The following is an 18,605-nucleotide window of genomic DNA, read 5'->3' on the forward strand; positions in this document are numbered from 1 at the left end:
CGTGGTTGCGCCGGCATTTTTGTTTGACTGCGTTCGACAGGTGCGGATCACCTACTTGTTGCGGGCGAGCAGCTCCTTGACGACCTGATCGGTCACCCGTCCATCGGACGGCAGGCCGACGGACTTCTGGAAGCTCTTCAGCGCCGCCACAGTCTTGTCGCCCATGCTGCCATCTGGCGCACCGGCATCGAAACCGTTCTTGTTGAGGATGGCCTGGATGTTGCGGATGGCCTTCTTCATGTCGATGGACGCGGTGTTCACGCCCTTGCCCGTGGTCCACTCGTCGGGAACATCCGTGCCGTTGGCCTTGGGATCAGCCTGCTGCGCCTTCCAGAGATCGACTTTGGCGCGAGCGCCTTCGAGATCGGCCGGCTTCATGGCGTTGGCGACTTCGTCACGCTTTTGCGCGGCGTCCTTGTCGCCGCTCTTTGCGGCGATTGCGAACCACTTGTAGGATTCCTGCAGATCCTGCTTCACGCCGTTACCGCGAGCATAAAGGATCGCAAGGTTGAACTGGCTGTCGGACACGCCGAGATTGGCAGCGCGCGTAAACCAGTTCGCAGCCGAGTCGTAGTCCTGCTGTCCCGCCGTCCCAGATGCGTAGAGGACGGCAAGGTTGTGCATGGCGCTGGCATTGCCCTGATTGGCGGCCTGCTCATAATAGCCCTTGGCCTTGAGGAGGTCACGGTCGATGCCGTTGCCTTTCTCGTACATGCTCGCGAGCCGGTATTGTGCCGGAGCATAGCCCTTCGCGGCCGAAAGCTGATACCAGTTCGCCGCCTGCTTCAGATCCGTCGCGACATTGCGGCCGTCGGTATAGCGGGCGCCGATCTCGAAGAGCGCGACAGGGTCGCTCGATTTCGCGGCGGCGACAAGCGATGGCGGCTGAATGCCATCAGGCACCTGGATCTCTGCGGCCGCCGGAGCCGCGACGGCGTTGTCGGTGGAAGCGTCAGCGCTCGCTTGCTGCCCAGGTGCTGTGCTGCCGCCAGAATTGTCGGCGGTGGCCGAGGGGACTTCGGCCGAAGGTGTTGCCGCAGGTTGGTCGCTGGTCGGTGCGAGTGCCGGGTTGGCAGATGCCGTCGCGGGCTGGACATTTGCCGTGTCCGCTGACGTCGCAACCGGCGCTGCGGCCTGGTTTGCAGCCGGCTGCTGATCATTGACGACCGGGGCTGCATTGGTGGCAACGCGGTTGGTCACCGCGCTATCTGCCGGCGCAACCATGGTCGAAATTTCGGCGGGCGCGGGTGCCTTCTGGCCACGCGTCAACGTGTTGACGAGCGGGAAGGCCATGATCGCCAGCAGGGCCGCGCCAATGGCGAGCAGGATCGGGCGGCGGAAGCGCGAGAACGCTCCGCCCTTCTTCGCATCCTTCTTGCCGGCGGGTGCTGTCCGCTGGACTTGATCGACTTCGATCGCCGCGGCCTGTGCGGCACGGCGGGCTGCAGCGATATAGTCTGCACGCTCGTTTTCGGTCGGCTGACGGCCGCCGCGGGCGGTGTTCTGGCTGGCGCGTACGCGCTCCAGGATCTTCTTGATATCGGGCGCGCCGGAGCCGGGCTCCAGCAGCTCGTTTGCCTCTTCCGTCGGCATCATGTCGGCCGGGTCGATGGACGGTGCCTGTTCGATGACAGGGCGATCCGGCAGGAAGATCGGCTCGGCCTTCTCCGGCGTGAAGAAACGCTTGCCGAGGCTGGCGAGAAGGCCTGCCTTCGAACCGCTTTTCTTGGCGGCGGCCTTGATCTCTGCCTTGGTATTGGCATCGATTGCCTGTGCGACGGCGGTCTCGGACGCTGCGGCCGTTTCTGCGGGCGCAACCGTGCGGATGATCGGGCCGGCCTTCTGCTGTGCGGCCATCGGCGGCTTGATTGCCGGCGCATCCTCGTCGGCGAAGACGTCGCTTTCGAAGGCCGCTGCCGGCATGGTGGGTGCCGGTCGGCGATGTTCCATGTGGTCGAGCCGATCGGCGATCTGCAGCAGCGTGTCGTGCAACGCTTCGAAGGTGCGGTGCGTGCGCTCGTCGCTGGCGCGGCTAAGATCTTCGAGATGACGAAGGTCTTCGGCAAGAGCCGTCAGTGCGGCCATATCGCCATGCTGCGCGCTGCCGGCCATTCCGCCTTCGCGAGAATAGGCTTCAACGACGGTTTCCGCCGCATGGCGTGCGGCTTCGATGATGTATTCGTCGTTGGTCGCCATATAATCTTCGATGGCGCTCATCCGCCGATCGAAATCGACAGGGAAATGCTCGCCCGCCGCTGCCCGGGGCTCGCTGGTGAGAAGGGTGGACAGGTGGGCGATCTGCTCTTCGAGGCTGCGCAGGGCCTGCGTGTCCGTCGGCGGTGCGGCTGTGCTGGCTTCGAGCCGGGCCGCGATGTCGGAGAGGCGGCCTTCGAGCCGGCGGACCGCACCGTCATCGATGTTTGCTGCCGGAGCCGGCGGATGGAAATCGATTTCGTCGATGCGGCGAGCGAGATAGTCCAGCCGGTCCGCAAGCGCATTGCCGACCGAGCCGTGTTCCAGCGCATCGATTTTGTGCGAGATGTCGGCGAGATAGGTGACGAGCTCCGGCTGCGGCGCCGCCTTCTGCGAGCGTTCCATCAAGTGCGAAAGCTGATCCAGACGCTCCTCGAGGCGAGCGACGGCCTTGGCGCTGCCCAGTTCGTCGATGCGCATGGCAAGCGCTTCGAGGCGACCGGAGAGATCGTCCGCGGGCTGGCGTCGTGCCGCATCGCGGCTCATGACATCGATCTGGTCGGCAAGGCCGCTCAGCTGGCCTTCGAGCCGCTGCATTGCCTGATCCTGCGGTTGCATCATCGAGCCGAGGCTCTCCATGGCAGTCGCGATCGTCAGCAGCTTGTTTTCCAGCGCATGCACGGCGGGGCTGTCGTTCATGCCGCCGAGGTGCTGCTTGATGTCGTCGAGGCGGTAGGCAAGCGATACGAGCTCGTCCTGCAGGCCGGTCGTGTCGATCGCTTTTACCTGGCGTTCGACGTGGTGCAGGGATTCCTCGCGGGCAAGGCCGTCCATCAGCGAACGCAGCTCGTCGAACTCGGCCTTGAGACCCGCCGTCTCCGGCTGGCCGGTGAGCTGGTTGATGCTGTCGGCAAGCCGCGCCATGTCCTCGCGAACATCGGCTGCGAAATGTTTGTCGTTGCTGTTCTCGCGGATATCGCGAATTTCAGCGCGCAGGGCGTTTACTTCGCGGGTCACGCTGTCGGCGATGTCGCGCTTCAGGTCCTGGCGGAGATTGACGAGCGCCTGGGCGATGTCGACGGAGCTTTCGGCGGCCGGCCGCTGCTGCTGGCGTGGGCTATAGGCATCGAGCGGACGCCGGGCCGGCTGCGGCTCGGCCTGCGGGATTTCTTCGCGGCGCGCAAGCAGCCGCTCGCGGTTCGCCTCGAGCGCGCGCTGGCGCTGGCGGATTTCTGCAAGCGGATCTGGGCGGACCTCATGCTGCTCCTGGCGTTCGGAACGCAGCGGACGTTCATAGGGCCGGCTTGCGGGGTATTCGCGCTCGGGGCGCGGCGGCATGCGCTCCGGGGCCGCTGTCCGCTCGGGAACGGCGCCGTAGCCGGCTGCAACGCGCTGGCGCGTATCGCGCGAGGCTGCGGTGCCCATCAATCCCTCGATGCGCGCCTCCAGCCCCTCGATCGTGCGGCTCAGAGCATCCAGCGATGTCCAGTCGCCCGTGCTGGTAGGATTTGATCGCGATCCGCTCATATCTTTTGCTCGCCTCGAACTATGACCACCCAGGTCACCGTGTTGACGGAAGAAAGACGCTGCGCCATTGCCGCAATGCCCGGATCCCGCCGTTCGGAAAGGGATAAATCTATTGGCTTTCCTCAAACCGAGCCGCAAAGACACCGCGTCATTCAATGATAGATTGAAGAAGCGCGAAGCACTGCTGCTCAACTCGTACAATTTACGAAACGTGGTAAACAACTCGTTAAGTTTGGCGGAAATCTTTAACCTTTTATTTCGGTTCTGCTGTCGGATGCCTCGATATTCTTCCGATATTAGCTCGATAGAGACCACGGGAACGCGGATCTTCGTTTGCGCCGATCCAAATTCCCATCTGTAGATCCCTAGAAAAAATCGGCGCGACAAAAACTTGACGTTTACGCAAACGTCAATATTTTATATGGGTAATCGCAGTGGCCGGAATCTGAGGTCCGGCGGCGAATTGGAGGAATTCGAGAGATGCCAGTCTACAAGGCCCCGGTGAATGATACGCTCTTCGTCCTGAACGATGTGCTTGGGTTGGAGCGCTACAACAATCTTCCGGGTTATGCCGATGCGACGCCTGACATGATCGAGGCGATCGTCGGCGAGGCGGCAAAGCTGTCGGAAGAGGTGCTTTTCCCGCTGAATTACTCGGGTGATCAGGAAGGCTGCGTACGCCACGATGACGGCACGGTTTCGACGCCGAAGGGCTTCAAGGAGGCCTATCGCGCCTATCGCGAAGGTGGTTGGCTCGGCCTCGCCGTGCCGGAAGAATTCGGCGGGCAGGGACTTCCTTATGTGCTGCATTGCGCAGTCGGCGAATATACCTCCGCCGCCAACATGTCGCTGATGATGTATCCGGGTCTGACACAGGGCGCGATCGCAGCCATCCTCGTGCATGGCTCCGACGCGCAGAAGCAGACCTATTTGCCGAAGATGGTCGAGGGCACGTGGTCCGGCACGATGAACCTCACAGAACCGCATTGCGGCACCGATCTCGGCCTCCTGCGTACCAAGGCAGTTCCGCAAGCCGACGGCAGCTACAAGATTTCCGGCCAGAAGATCTTCATTTCCGCCGGCGAACACGACATGACGGACAATATCGTCCATCTCGTCCTTGCCCGCATCGAAGGCGCTCCTGAGGGCACCAAGGGCATCTCGCTGTTCATCGTGCCGAAGTTCCTCGTCAGGCAAGACGGTTCGCTCGGCGCGCGCAACCCCGTTTCCTGCGGCGCGATCGAGCACAAGATGGGCATTCACGGTAACGCCACCTGCGTCATGAATTATGACGAGGCGACGGGCTTTCTGATCGGTGCCGAGAACAAGGGCCTCAACGCCATGTTCGTCATGATGAACGAGGCGCGTCTGGCCGTCGGCTTGCAGGGTGTGTCGATCGCCGAAGTCGCCTATCAGAATGCCGCCAATTATGCCCGCGAGCGCATTCAGGGCCGCTCGCTTTCCGGCCCGAAGGCGCCGGACAAGAAGGCGGACCCGATCATCGTTCACCCCGACATCCGCCGCACACTGATGACCATCCGCGCCTTCAACGAGGCCGGCCGCGCCTTCCTGCTGTGGACGGCGCTGAAATCCGATATCGCCCATCGCTCCCCGGACGAGAAGGACCGTCAGGCAGCCGACGATGTCCTTGGCCTCGCGACCCCGATCCTCAAGGGCGTCATGACCGACAAGGGCTTTGAGCACGCCGTCATGGCGCAGCAGGTCTTCGGCGGCCATGGCTATATCGAAGAACACGGCATGAGCCAGTATGTCCGCGATGCCCGCATCGCCATGATCTATGAAGGCGCCAACGGTATCCAGGCGCTCGATCTCGTCGGCCGCAAGCTGGCGCTGAATGGCGGCCGCGCCGTCATGGCCCTGTTCAAGGAAATCGGCGATTTCTGCGAGGAGAACCGCAACGACGAGCAGATGGGCTTCTTCACCAAACACCTGAAGAAGGGCTTGAACGATGTGCAGGCCTCAACCATGTGGTTCATGCAGAACGCCATGGCCAAGCCCGACAATGCCGGTGCCGGCTCGACCGATTACATGCACCTCTTCGGCCTCGTCGTCCTCGGCTATATGTGGGCGAAGATGGCGAAGGCGGCACAGGATGGCCTTGCACGCGGCGATGCTGCGCGCGAGGATTATCTGAAGAACAAGCTTGTCACGGCGCGGTTCTATATGGAGCGCATCATGCCGGAAACGGCATTGCGCAAGGCTCGCATAGAAACCGGCGCCGACACCATGATGGAACTGGCGGCGGAAGCCTTTTGATCAAAGCGGCGCTTGCCGCTGCAGGGAGATGAGACATGACCGAGGTTTTCATTTACGACCACGTGCGCACGCCGCGCGGACGGGGCAAGAAGGATGGATCGCTGCACGAAGTGCCGTCCGTTCGCCTTGCCGCCAAGACGCTGGAGGCGATCCGCGACCGCAACGGCCTCGACACCGCAACGGTTGACGATATCATCATGGGCTGCGTCGATCCGGTCATGGAAGCCGGCGCCGTCATCCCGAGGGGTGCCGCCTTCGAAGCCGGCTATTCCACCAAGGCCCCCGGCATGCAGATCTCGCGCTTCTGCGCCTCGGGCCTCGATGCCGTGAATTTCGGTGCCGCCAAGATCGCGCAGGGTGCTGACGACATCGTCATCGCCGGCGGTGTCGAAAGCATGTCGCGCGTCGGCTTGGGCATGTCCGGCGGCGCCTGGTTCATGGATCCCTCCGTCAACTTCCCGGCCTATTTCATGCCGCAGGGCGTATCGGCCGATCTCATCGCCACCAAATACGGCTTCTCGCGCGATGACGTCGATGCCTATGCCGTCGAGAGCCAGAAGCGCGCCGCCAATGCCTGGGAAAAGGGCTATTTCAAGAATTCCGTCATCCCGGTGAAGGATATCAACGGCCTGACCATTCTCGATCGCGACGAACACATGCGTCCAGGCACCGATATGCAGGCGCTCGCCTCGCTCAATCCGTCCTTCCAGCTGCCGGGCGAAATGGGCGGCTTCGAAGCGGTCGGCATTCAGGCGCATCCGGAAGTCGAACGCATCAATTACGTCCATCATGCCGGCAATTCCTCCGGCATCGTCGATGGCGCCGCCGCCGTGCTGCTCGGCTCCAAGGCGGGCGGTGAGAGTATGGGGTTGAAGCCGCGCGGCCGCATCAAGGCTTTCGCTAATATCGGCTCCGACCCGGCGCTGATGCTGACCGGCCCGGTTGACGTCACCGAAAAGCTCCTGAAGCGCAGCGGTTTGACGCTTGCCGACATCGATCTGTTCGAGCTCAACGAAGCCTTCGCCGCTGTCGTGCTGCGCTACATGCAGGCCTTCGATATCGAGCATGACAAGATCAACGTCAACGGTGGCGCCATCGCCATGGGCCATCCGCTCGGTGCGACCGGCGCGATGATCCTCGGCACCGTGCTGGACGAGCTGGAGCGCCGCGACCTCAATACCGCGCTGGTCACGCTCTGCATCGGCGCCGGCATGGGTACGGCCACGATCATCGAACGCGTCTGAGGAGGGAAAGCAATGGCTTACACAAATTTCACCGTTGAGACCGACGCAGACGGCATCGCACTCGTCACCTGGGATATGCCCGGCAAGTCCATGAACGTCTTCACCGCCGAGGTGATGGATGAGCTGAACGCCATCCTCGACGCCACCGTTGCCGATGCAGCCGTCAAGGGCGTGGTCTTCACCTCGGGCAAGTCCTCCTTCTCCGGCGGCGCTGATCTGTCGATGATCAAGTCGATGTTCTCGCTCTATCAGGATGAGAAGGCGAAAGACCCGGCTGCTACCGCGCAGAAGCTCTTCAATCTCGTCGGGCGCATGACGGGCCTCTTCCGCAAGCTCGAAACCTGCGGCAAGCCGTGGGTCTCTGCCATCAACGGCACCTGCATGGGCGGCGCTTTCGAGCTGTCGCTGGCCTGCCATGGCCGCGTTGCGTCGAACGCCAAGAGCGTCAAGATCGCGCTGCCAGAGGTCAAGGTCGGTCTCTTCCCGGGTGCCGGTGGCACGCAGCGCGTCTCGCGCCTGGCGGACGCTCAGTCGGCCTTGCAGATGATGACGACGGGCCAGTCGCTGACGGCGGCACGCGCCAAGGCGATGAACCTCGTGCATCAGGTGGTCGAGCCGGATCAGTTGATCCCGGCCGCCAAACAGATGATCAAGGACGGTCTGAAGCCGGTAGCACCTTGGGATGAAAAGGGTTTCAAGGCGCCGGGCGGCGGTATCTGGACGCCTGCCGCAGCCCAGCTCTGGCCGGCAGCCCCCGCCATCCTGCGCCGCGAAACATCGGGCAATTATCCGGCAGCACTCGCCATCCTAAAATGCGTCTATGAAGGCCTGCAGGTTCCGTTCGATACCGGCCTGAAGATCGAGCAGCGCTATTTCACCCATGTGCTGCAGACCACCGAAGCCTATTCGATGATCCGCTCGCTGTTCATCTCCATGCAGGAACTTGGCAAGGGCGCTCGCCGTCCGGCAGGCCAGCCGAAGACCGAGTTGAAGAACGTCGGTGTCGTCGGCGCCGGTTTCATGGGCGCGTCTATCGCTTATGTTACGGCAGCCGCCGGCATTCCGGTCACGCTGATCGATCGCGATATCGAAGCTGCCACCAAGGGCAAGGGTGTTGGCGAAGGCCTGGTCAAGGATTCGATTAGTAAGGGAAGAATGACGCAAGACGAGGGTGCCGCGTTGCTTTCGCGCATCACGCCTTCGGCTGATTATTCCGATCTGAAGGATGCCGATCTCGTCATCGAGGCGGTATTCGAGGATCGCGAGGTCAAGAAAGCCGTCATCGAGGCCGTCGAAGCCGTGTTGCCGCCAACTGCCGTCTTCGCTTCCAACACCTCGACGCTGCCGATCACCGGTCTTGCGAAGAATTCCAAACGTCCAGCGGACTTCATCGGCGTCCACTTCTTCTCGCCGGTCGAGAAGATGATGCTGACCGAAGTCATCCTCGGCAAGGAAACGGGTGACCGTGCCATTGCCGTCGCGCTGGATTACGTCGCCGCCATCAAGAAGACGCCGATCGTCGTCAACGACACCCGCGGCTTCTTCGTCAATCGCTGCGTCTTCCGCTATATCCACGAAGCCTATGACATGCTGATCGAGGGCGTGCCCGCAGCCATGATCGAGAATGCCGCCAAGATGGCCGGCATGCCGGTGGGGCCGCTGGCGCTCAACGACGAAGTCGCCATCGATCTCTCCTACAAGATCCTGAAGGCGACGGTCGCGGATCTCGGCGAGAAGGCCGTCGATCCGCGTCACATGCAGCTGGTCACCGGTCTGGTGGAGCGCGAAGGGCGCCTGGGCCGGAAGAACGCCAAGGGCTTCTATGAGTATCCGCCGAAGCCGGCCAAGAAGTCGCTCTGGCCGGGCCTTAGGGAACTCTATCCGCAGAAGAAGGCCGATGAGGTCGATGTCGGCGTGTTGAAGCAGCGCTTCCTCGTCACCATCGCGCTCGAGGCGGCGCGCACCATCGAAGAGGGTATCGTCACCGATCCGCGCGAGGCCGATGTCGGCTCGATCCTCGGCTTCGGCTTCGCCCCCTATACCGGCGGCGCGCTGTCCTACATCGACGGCATGGGCGTGAAGACCTTCGTGGACCTCTGCGAAAAGCTGGCCGCCGCTTACGGCCCGCACTTCCAGCCGACAGCGCTGCTGAAGGACATGGCCGCGAAGGGCGAGACCTTCTACGGGCGTTTCGATCCCTATCGCGTCGAGAAGGCGGCCTGAGGCGAGGTTGATCTTTGATGGCAAATGATAGGCCGCTCCTTTGGGGCGGCCTTTTCTTCGATCCTCGGCTTTGCCGGTCTTGTGGCCGATGGTAGGGGTCTCGTCGAGGTTAATTTGTAAGTATTATCTTACGCTACGCTCAGCTGCTTGTCCTTGCCGGCCCTTAGGGCAACGACACCCCAGCCGACGAGCAGAATGATGGCCGCAGCATAAATATCGGCCGCTTCGGCATATCCAAGCGCCTTCGACAGGAAACCTGCGACGATGGCGGGCACGCTGAAGGCGAGATAGCTCTCGATGTAGAAAGCAGAGAGAAGGCCGGCGCGTTCGTCGGGCTTGGCCAATGGCATGATGCTGCGTACCGTGCCTAGGAAGGTTGCCCCGAAGCCTGAACCAGCGATCACAGTTCCCACGGCAAGGATCGATACCTCGGCTGTATGCACGCCGGCAATCACGGCCAAGACGCCGAGCGTCATGCTCGATACGCCGAACCACATGGCTGTGGTGGCAGATCTTTTGCGCAATAGAAAAACGGCGCTCGCCCCGCTGATCGTCAAGGCGGCGACCACGCAGCCGCCGATCAAGGGTGCAGTGCTGCCGGTCGTCGCGCTGACCAGTGAGGGGACCAGCGACAGATAGAAGCCGCCGAGCGCCCAGACGGCGATATTGATAGGCGTCAGCGCCAGCAGTGTGCGTCGCACTTGCGGCGGTACCGCCACTTCCGGCTTCAGCGATGCGAGCAGCCCGGCCCGGCGCTTCGTTGTCTCCGGCATGAGCCAGAGAAGCGCCGCCTGAAGGAGGAGGAGGGCGAGCGTCACGGCATAGACGAGCAGCATCGGCGCGGGTGCGAACTGAACGAGCAGGCTCGTGCCGAGCGCGCCGACCGCCATGCCGGCAAGCGGCGCGAGACTATTGGTAATCGAGCCCCTGATCGGATCGAGATCGACAAGGGCAGCCCCAATGGAACTGGCCGCAGCGCCTGTTGCCAGCCCCTGCACGATGCGGGCCGCAATCAGCCAATTCGGTCCTGTGGCCATTAAAAATAACGCCATTGCCACCATATTGAGGAGGATCGATGCGAAGATGACAGGGCGCCGGCCGAGATGATCGGAAATCGAACCGACGATCAGCAACGCGACGAGGAGGGCGAAGGCATAGACGGCGAAGATGACTGTGATCAGCACCGGCGAGAAGGCGAAGGTCTGCTGGTAGAGACGGTAGAGCGGCGTCGGTGCGGATGAGGCGGCAAAGAACAGCGCGCTGGTCGCGGCATAATAGAAGGGCGCAAGACGTCTGGCCGGTGAAATCGGCGCGCTAGCAGTGGAAACGGGCTCAGTCATCGACTATATCCTGACTTAAAGCTAAAAGATTGCGTTAGGCGGATATAGGGTGCCTGACGCACAAAAGCAAATAATTTGCGTTAGTTGGTGTCGAATTGTGCACCACTGCCCGCAAAAGCGAAAGATTGGCAAAGGCTTATGAGCCACAGAGAGAATCCTCGTCCGGGTGGGCGCAGCGCCAGAGTACAGGCGGCGGTTCATCAATCCGTCCGCGACATACTTGCAACGATGGATCGCACCGATGTGACAATCCCTTTGATCGCACAGCGCGCCAATGTCACGCCGTCAACCATCTACCGTCGCTGGGGCGATCTGCAGGAGCTTCTGGCCGATGTGGCCGCTGCGCGCTTGCGGCCGGAGAGCGAGCCCCCGAGGATCGGCAGTGCCCGCGAAGATCTGGAATCATGGATCGAGCAATATGCCGATGAGATGGCATCAGGTGTCGGACGGCAGATGTTGCGCGACGTTCTTTCCTCGACCGACGGCACCAGTGTCGAAAAGTGCCGCTGTTACATGCAGCAACAACTTGCCGTTCTCATTGCGCGGGCGGAGAAATCAGGCGAGCGCTTTCCTGATCTGGAAGAGCTGATGGATCATGTCATCTCGCCGATCATATACCGCATCCTTTTCGATTGCCCCATCGGCGAGGATTATGTTCGCGAACTGATCGCGAAGGTGATGCAGAAATTCAAAGGGTAGATCGCCGCAACCGACTCCGATGCGCCAACCGAATTCCACGAAGTCCGTCCCTGGCGTCGTTGGCTAGGTTGCTCGCAACTGACGAACAAGTAGATCGGCGCCGGCACAGATAAGTTGTTCTATCTGGGGAATTATCTTGGGATATGCACGCTGGAGCGGGGCGATGCACCAATTTGCTGTTGAAAAATATGACAAAAGATGATGCTAATCATCATTAGTGAATTCAACGGCAACGCGAAGGGGACTGCTCAATGCTTAATGAATTCAAGGCATTTATCGCCCGAGGCAATGTCATGGATCTCGCAGTCGGCGTGATCATCGGCGGTGCTTTCGGCGGTATCGTGAAATCGCTGGTTGACGACATCATCATGCCGATTGTCGGCGCCATTTTTGGCGGCTTCGATTTCTCGAACTATTTCGTCGGTCTTTCCTCGGCCGTCAATGCGCCGACGCTGGCTGCCGCCCGCGCCCAGGGTGCGGTTTTCGCCTACGGTAACTTCATCACCGTCCTCATCAACTTCCTGATCCTTGCCTGGATTATCTTCCTGATGGTCAAGGGCGTGAACAAGCTGCAAAGCCAGGTTGCGCGCAAGGAAGAGAAGGCTGCTGAAGCAGCGCCTCCGCCGGCTGACGTTCAGCTGTTGACGGAAATCCGCGATCTTCTCGCGAAGCGTTGATCTCTCCTTAGGGGGTGTTTTTAAAAGCCTCGGTCCCGCAAGGGCCGGGGCTTTATTCATCACGGAAATCGATCGGTCGCTAAGGCAAAGTCATGGGATTTGTCCGCCGCTCTGCTTTATGAAGGCAGAAACCGGAGATTCTGCATGTCGATACTGAATAGCCTCAGCCCGCGCGCGCTCGCAGCCCCCGAAAGCGGCATCGTCGAAGTGGTGAATTATGCCCGCGGCCGTGATGGCCTGCTGCCGCTCTGGGTCGGCGAGGGCGATCTGCCGACGCCCGATTTCATCAATCGCGCTGCCATGGCGTCGCTCAATGCCGGCGAAACCTTCTACACCTGGCAGCGGGGCATTCCGGAACTGCGTCAAGCGCTGGCGGATTATTACGGCCGGCACTTCGGCACTTCGCTGCCGATGGAGAATTTCTATGTCGTTGGCTCCGGCATGCAGGCGATTCAGCTTTCCGTCCAGGCGATTACCTCGCCCGGCGATGAGATGGTCTATCTGACGCCGGCCTGGCCGAACATTGCCGCGGCTCTCGAAATTGCCGGCGCGCGCTCGGTCGGTGTGCCGCTGCAATTCGAGAACGGCAAATGGATTGTTGATCTTGGACGCCTCGAGGCGGCGATCACCCCGAAGACCAAGGGTCTGTTCATCAATACCCCATCCAACCCCACCGGCTGGACGGCGACCCATCAGGATCTCCGGGATATCCTGGCACTGGCGCGCAAATACGGCCTCTGGATCATGGCCGACGAGATCTATGCGCTCTACTATTATGCCGGCGGCCGGGCGCCGAGCTTCCTGGACGTCAAGGAAGCCGACGACAAGATCCTCTTCGTCAACTCCTTCTCGAAGAACTGGTCGATGACCGGCTGGCGCGTCGGCTGGATCGTCGCTCCCGCAGAGCTCGGGCAGGTGCTCGAGAATCTCGTGCAATATTCGACATCGGGCGTCGCACAGTTCATGCAGCGGGGCGCAGTCGCCGCACTAAACGAAGGCGATGATTTCGTTCGCTCCAACATCGCCAAGGCGACCCGCTCACGCGACATTCTCTGCGAGGCGCTGATTGCGACCAATCGCGTGCATACGTTGAAGCCGGATGGTGCTCTTTACTCCTTCCTGAAGATCGACGGCGTCACCGACAGCCGCAAGGCCGCGCTCGACATCGTCGACAAGACCGGCGTCGGCCTGGCGCCGGGAACGGCATTCGGGCAGGGCGGCGAGCTCTTCATGCGCGCCTGCTTTCTGCGCGATCCGGCAAAGATTGCCGACGCGGCCGAGCGCTTGAGCCGCTATATTCAGGGGTTGTAAGAACGTCCGCTACTGCGGTTCGCAACGTTTGGCTTCGCGCTCTGTATACCCCCTCTGTCCTGAAGAAAGGACGGAGGGGCGCATTCTCCGCAAGGTGCCATAGCGCCAATCCATAAAATGCAATCGATCCGGGAAAGGCTGTCCTAACCATTCCCGCAATCTTCCCCCTTCCGCCGTCTGCTTTTAATCAAATTGGCAAGGGACGACGCGCCATATATCGCCAACAAGACTTGGCGGGGACGCGAAGAATGACGGTGTTGGTGACTGGCGGGGCCGGCTATATCGGCAGCCATATGGTCTGGAAATTGCTGGATGCGGGCGAGGACGTCGTGGTCATCGATCGCCTCTCTACCGGCTTCCGTTGGGCTGTCCCTCCTGCCGCCCGTTTCTATCTCGGCGATATCGCCGACGAAGCGCTGCTGCAGACGATCTTCGCCGAAAACAGCATCGACGCCATCATCCATTTCGCCGGTTCGGCCGTCGTCCCGACTTCGATCGAAGACCCGCTTTCCTATTACGAAAACAATACCGGCAAGACCCGCATCTTGATGAGTGCTGCGGTCCGTGCCGGAATTCGCCATTTCGTCTTTTCTTCCACCGCCGCCGTCTATGGAGCGCAGCCGGCCGACATGCCGGTCAGCGAAACCGCATTGCCGCGGCCGGAATCCCCTTATGGCCAATCCAAGCTGATGTCGGAGCTGATGTTGCGCGATGCCGCTGCGGCCTACGATTTCAGCTATGTGGCGCTGCGCTATTTCAACGTCGCCGGTGCCGACCCGGAAGGGCGGGCGGGACAATCGAGCCAAAGTGCCACCCATCTCGTCAAGGTTGCCTGCGAGGCGGCTCTCGGCTGCCGCCACCAGGTGAATATCTACGGCACGGACTATCCGACGCATGATGGAACCGGCGTTCGCGACTATATTCACGTCAGCGATCTTGCCGAGGCGCATCTCCTGGCATTGCGGCATCTGCGCGGCGGCGGTCGGTCGCTGGTTGCCAATTGCGGCTATGGCACGGGTTACTCCGTACTTGATGTGCTCAACATGGTCATGCGCGTGCATGGCCGCGCTTTCCGTATTCATATAGCGCCGCGCCGACCCGGCGATGCCGCCAGCGTCATTGCCGATGCAACGCTTGCGCAGCGTGAGCTGGGCTGGACGCCGAAATACAATAGTCTCGAAACGATCGTGCGCTCGTCGCTGGATTGGGAAATCAGGCTGGCGAAGCGCGCCGGCCTCGACGCCGATGAGCCGCAGCTGATCCTTGCCGCCCAGAGCGCCTGACGCCGGCAGTCGCTGCCATCAGCCTTCGGCGTTTCTCCAAGGGCCGAGAAATGCCGGCGCATTCCGGCGTACGGCTTCCGTCAGGAAATCGATGACGGTGCGCACCCGCGGCGACTGGCGCAGATCGCGGTGGCATGTGATCCAGTAATGACGCCTCAGATCGACCTCCTGCGGCAGCACGACCTGAAGATCCGGGTGCTTGCCTGCGATGAAGAACGGCAGCACGCATAGCCCAAGGCCGCTCTTGGTTGCCGTCAGCTGCGCAAAGATACTCGAACTCTGGAATTGCGGCCTGATGCGTGGGTGGACATCGTCGAGATAGTCCAGCCCCGGCGCGAAGATCATATCCTCGATATAGCCGATGAAGGCAAAATTGGTCAGATCATCACGGCTTGCGACAGCCGGATGGCGGGCGAGATAGTCCCGGGATCCGTAGACCTGAAGATGGTAGTCAGTCAACTTCTCGGTGAAGTAGGGGCCAGCCTTCGGCGGGTCGAGGACCACGACGATATCGGCCTCCTTGCGCGAGAGCGACATGATCTGCTGAATGGTAATGAGCTCGAGCGAGATATTCGGATGGCGCGCGGTGAATTCCGGCAGCACGCCCGTGAAGAAGAAGTTGGAAAAGCCTTCCGGCGCGCTGATGCGAACCACGCCGCGCTGCGTTGCCGACCCGGCCGAAAGATCTGCCTGCAGGCGCTCGGTTTCCTGCTCCATCCGCTCGGCTGTGTCGATGAAACGCTGACCCATGGCTGTCAGCATGTAGCCGCGCGGGTTGCGCTCGAAGAGTTTGACTTTCAAGGAGAATTCCAGCCGGTCGATGCGGCGGGAAACCGTGGCGTGACTGGTGCGCAACTGCCGGGCGGCGGTCGATAGCTGCCCTGTCCGCGCCACCGCGAGGAAGAATTGCAGATCGTCCCAGGTGAAATGCGGTGTGTGCTTCATCCCTTCCCCTTCTGTTCAAAAATGAACAGACATTGTTTGGAATTAATTTCAATCGCGACTTGCGTCAACGTGTGAATTCCGTGATCTTGCCTTAAGAGGAAAGTCGTTTTTAGAAATTCGACCCGTCAAATTTGAACAGATTCGTTTTTGCCAAATCTCTGGGAGGAGAGGATATGCGAAAGAGTCTTATTGCATCCCTGGCATTTCTGCTTGCAACGAGTACCGCGGCTTTTGCCGCCGGCCCGGCCAATGGTTTCGTCAAGATCGGCATCTTGAACGACCAGTCCGGGGTCTATGCCGACTTCGGCGGCAAATCGTCCGTGGAAGCCGCGAAAATGGCTGCCGAGGATTTCGGCGGCAAGGTTCTCGGCGTGCCGATCGAGATCATCAATGCCGACCATCAGAACAAGCCCGACATCGCTTCCAATATCGCCCGTCAATGGTACGACCAGGACAAGGTCGATGCGATCATGGAGTTGACGACCTCTTCCGTGGCTCTTGCCGTGCAGGCTGTTGCCAAGGAAAAGAAGAAGATCGACATCGTCACCGGCGCCGCGACGTCGGATCTTACCGGCAAGCAATGTTCGCCCTACGGTTTCCACTGGGCTTATGACACGCATGCGCTCGCCGTCGGCACTGGCGGTGCACTCGTCAAGCAAGGTGGCGACACCTGGTTCTTCCTGACCGCGGATTATGCATTCGGCTATTCGCTGGAGCAGCAGACGAGTGATTTCGTCAAGGCGAACGGCGGTAAGATCTTAGGCTCTGTTCGTCATCCGCTGTCGTCGAATGACTTCTCGTCCTTCCTGCTGCAGGCGCAGTCGTCGGGTGCCAAGGTCATCGGCCTTGCCAATGCCGGTCTCGATACCGCGAATGCCATCAAGCAGGCTTCTGAATTCGGCATCAGCCAGAGTGGCCAGCATCTGGCGGCGCTGCTCTTCACGCTCGCCGAAGTTCATGGTCTCGGCCTGAAGGCGGCACAAGGCCTGACCCTGACGGAAGGCTACTACTGGAATCTTGACGACAAGAGCCGCGAGTTCGGCAAGCGCTTCTTTGCCCGCACCGGCAAGATGCCGAACATGGTGCATGCCGGTACCTATTCCGCCGTGATGCAGTATCTGAAGGCGGTCCAGAAGGCCGGTACGGACGATACCGATGCCGTCGCCAAGGAGCTGCATGAAATGCCGGTTGACGACTTCTTCGGTCGCGGCGGCACGGTTGGCGCGAATGGCCGTATGATCCACGACATGTATCTGCTTCAGGTCAAGAAGCCGGAAGAGAGCAAGGAGCCGTGGGACTATTTCAACGTGCTGGCGACGATCCCAGGCAAGGAAGCCTACATCGATCCAGCCAAGAGTGGCTGCGACCTCGTCAAGCAATAGGGCTCGGACCAGCCTATGGCGATGTCAGCGACACATCTGCATGAAGAGCCCCGGGTGGTACTGTCCGCCCGGGGACTACGACGGGATTTCGGCGGCTTCACTGCCGTCAAGAATGTCGATCTCGACGTTCACCACGCCCGCGTCCATGCGCTGATCGGCCCGAACGGCGCCGGCAAGACGACGGTGTTCAATCTGCTCACCAAGTTTCTGCAGCCGACGCATGGCACGATCACGCTGCTCGATACGGATATTACACGCACAAGGCCGGACAAGGTTGCGCGCATGGGCCTCGTGCGTTCCTTCCAGATTTCGGCCGTCTTTCCGCATCTTACGGTGCTGGACAATGTCCGCGTCGCCCTGCAGCGACCGAACAATCTCGCCCATCAGTTCTGGCGGCCGCTGTCGTCGCTGGACAGTCTCAATGCGCGCGCCGAACAGCTCATTGCCTCTGTCGGCCTCTCAAAGGAGCGCAATGCCGTTGCGGCCGATCTTTCCTACGGCCGCAAGCGCGTGCTGGAGATCGCAACCACGCTCGCGCTCGATCCGAAGGTGCTGCTGCTCGACGAACCGATGGCCGGCATGGGGCTGGAGGACGTAAACACGGTCTCCGCGATCATCCGCGATGTTGCGCGCGATAGGGCTGTGCTCATGGTGGAGCACAATCTCTCGGTCGTTGCCGATATCTGCCACCATGTCACGGTGCTGCAGCGCGGTGAAATCCTGGCCCAGGGCGACTATGCGACGGTGAGCCGCGATCCGCGCGTCCGCGAAGCCTATATGGGCACGGAGGAGGCTTGACGATGGCGCCGCTTCTGGAAGTTCAGGGCCTCAATGCCTGGTATGGCGAAAGCCATATCCTGCACGGCGTCGACATGCGCGTAGGCGAAGGGGAAACCATCACCATCCTCGGCCGCAACGGCGTCGGCAAGACGACGACATTGCGCACGATCGTCGGCATCGTCCGCGCCCGCAAGGGCAGGATCGCCTTTGCCGGCAAGGACATGATGCAGGTGCCTCTGCACAAGACGGCGCATCAGGGCATCGGCTTCGTGCCGGAGGAGCGCGGCATATTCTCGACGCTCAGCGTCTATGAAAATCTCATGCTGCCGCCGGTCGTCGCCGCTGGCGGCATGACGCTCGACGAGATCTTCGAACTGTTTCCCAATCTGCATGAGCGGCGCAACAGCGTCGGCACGAGGCTCTCGGGCGGCGAGCAGCAGATGCTCGCCATGGCACGCATCCTGCGCACCGGCGTTCGCATGCTGCTGCTCGACGAGCCCACTGAGGGCCTTGCTCCCGTCATCGTCCAGCGTATCGGCGAAGTCCTGCAGAAGCTGAAAAGCCGCGGCATGACGATATTGCTCGTCGAGCAGAATTTCCGCTTCGCCAGCCGCATCGCCGATCGCTTCTATCTGATGGATCACGGCCAGATGGTTTCGGAATTTCCAGTCGGCGAATTGTCCGAACGGATGGATATGCTGCACAAGGTTCTGGGGGTCTGAGC

Annotated in this window: 13 protein-coding genes; 10 read left to right on the forward strand and 3 right to left on the reverse strand. The window is 61.1% G+C overall.

What is annotated here, in order from left to right; translation table 11 throughout:
• Window positions 1-51: 51 nt before the first annotated feature.
• The gene (locus GGD46_RS25690; protein ID WP_184709345.1) at window positions 52-3,720 is read right to left on the reverse strand and encodes a peptidoglycan-binding protein; all 3,669 of its coding nucleotides are present in this window, start codon (window positions 3,718-3,720) and stop codon (window positions 52-54) included.
• Window positions 3,721-4,200: 480 nt separating this feature from the next.
• On the opposite strand from GGD46_RS25690, the gene GGD46_RS25695 reads away from it, so the two are divergent.
• The 3 genes from GGD46_RS25695 to GGD46_RS25705 are packed head-to-tail and all read left to right on the forward strand — an operon-like array spanning window position 4,201 to window position 9,464.
• Entirely contained in the window at window positions 4,201-5,997 is a 1,797-nt protein-coding gene (locus GGD46_RS25695; protein ID WP_184709347.1) for an acyl-CoA dehydrogenase C-terminal domain-containing protein, read from the forward strand.
• A 35-nt stretch (window positions 5,998-6,032) separates the two neighbouring features.
• Complete coding sequence (locus GGD46_RS25700; protein ID WP_184709349.1) at window positions 6,033-7,241, forward strand: acetyl-CoA C-acetyltransferase; 1,209 nt, start codon at window positions 6,033-6,035, stop codon at window positions 7,239-7,241.
• 12 nt (window positions 7,242-7,253) lie between these two features.
• Complete coding sequence (locus tag GGD46_RS25705; RefSeq protein ID WP_184709351.1) at window positions 7,254-9,464, forward strand: 3-hydroxyacyl-CoA dehydrogenase NAD-binding domain-containing protein; 2,211 nt, start codon at window positions 7,254-7,256, stop codon at window positions 9,462-9,464.
• Window positions 9,465-9,592: 128 nt separating this feature from the next.
• Here GGD46_RS25705 and GGD46_RS25710 read toward each other — a convergent pair whose 3' ends face one another.
• Window positions 9,593-10,804 carry an MFS transporter gene (locus GGD46_RS25710; RefSeq protein WP_184709353.1) on the reverse strand — a complete coding sequence of 404 codons (1,212 nt, stop codon included), beginning with the start codon at window positions 10,802-10,804 and terminating at the stop codon, window positions 9,593-9,595.
• 138 nt (window positions 10,805-10,942) lie between these two features.
• On the opposite strand from GGD46_RS25710, the gene GGD46_RS25715 reads away from it, so the two are divergent.
• The 4 genes from GGD46_RS25715 (at window position 10,943) to galE (ending at window position 14,774) form a co-directional block, all read left to right on the forward strand.
• Window positions 10,943-11,503 (forward strand): TetR/AcrR family transcriptional regulator, encoded by a 561-nt coding sequence (locus GGD46_RS25715; protein ID WP_184709355.1) that lies wholly within the window; start codon window positions 10,943-10,945, stop codon window positions 11,501-11,503.
• A 251-nt stretch (window positions 11,504-11,754) separates the two neighbouring features.
• Window positions 11,755-12,180: a large conductance mechanosensitive channel protein MscL gene (gene mscL, locus GGD46_RS25720; protein ID WP_184709357.1), complete on the forward strand. Its 426-nt coding sequence runs from the start codon at window positions 11,755-11,757 to the stop codon at window positions 12,178-12,180.
• A gap of 144 nt (window positions 12,181-12,324) precedes the next feature.
• On the forward strand, window positions 12,325-13,491 hold the full coding sequence (locus GGD46_RS25725) for a pyridoxal phosphate-dependent aminotransferase (protein ID WP_184709359.1): 1,167 nt from the start codon (window positions 12,325-12,327) through the stop codon (window positions 13,489-13,491).
• A gap of 248 nt (window positions 13,492-13,739) precedes the next feature.
• On the forward strand, window positions 13,740-14,774 hold the full coding sequence (gene galE / locus GGD46_RS25730) for a UDP-glucose 4-epimerase GalE (protein WP_184709361.1): 1,035 nt from the start codon (window positions 13,740-13,742) through the stop codon (window positions 14,772-14,774).
• A gap of 18 nt (window positions 14,775-14,792) precedes the next feature.
• On the opposite strand, the gene GGD46_RS25735 is transcribed toward galE, so the two are convergent.
• Window positions 14,793-15,719, reverse strand: a complete 927-nt coding sequence (locus tag GGD46_RS25735) for a LysR family transcriptional regulator (protein WP_184709364.1) — start codon at window positions 15,717-15,719, stop codon at window positions 14,793-14,795.
• A 173-nt stretch (window positions 15,720-15,892) separates the two neighbouring features.
• Between GGD46_RS25735 and GGD46_RS25740 the strand changes: the two genes are divergently transcribed.
• Genes GGD46_RS25740 through GGD46_RS25750 form a run of 3 tightly spaced genes read left to right on the forward strand, consistent with a single transcriptional unit; the run spans window position 15,893 to window position 18,603 of the window.
• The gene (locus GGD46_RS25740; protein WP_184709366.1) at window positions 15,893-17,101 is read left to right on the forward strand and encodes an ABC transporter substrate-binding protein; all 1,209 of its coding nucleotides are present in this window, start codon (window positions 15,893-15,895) and stop codon (window positions 17,099-17,101) included.
• 15 nt (window positions 17,102-17,116) lie between these two features.
• Entirely contained in the window at window positions 17,117-17,899 is a 783-nt protein-coding gene (locus tag GGD46_RS25745) for an ABC transporter ATP-binding protein (RefSeq protein ID WP_184709368.1), read from the forward strand.
• 2 nt (window positions 17,900-17,901) lie between these two features.
• Window positions 17,902-18,603 (forward strand): ABC transporter ATP-binding protein, encoded by a 702-nt coding sequence (locus GGD46_RS25750; RefSeq protein WP_184709370.1) that lies wholly within the window; start codon window positions 17,902-17,904, stop codon window positions 18,601-18,603.
• Window positions 18,604-18,605: the final 2 nt, after the last annotated feature.

Origin of the sequence: Martinezella lusitana (assembly GCF_014207095.1) — a bacterium.
In the GTDB taxonomy this organism is placed as follows: domain Bacteria; phylum Pseudomonadota; class Alphaproteobacteria; order Rhizobiales; family Rhizobiaceae; genus Rhizobium; species Rhizobium lusitanum_B.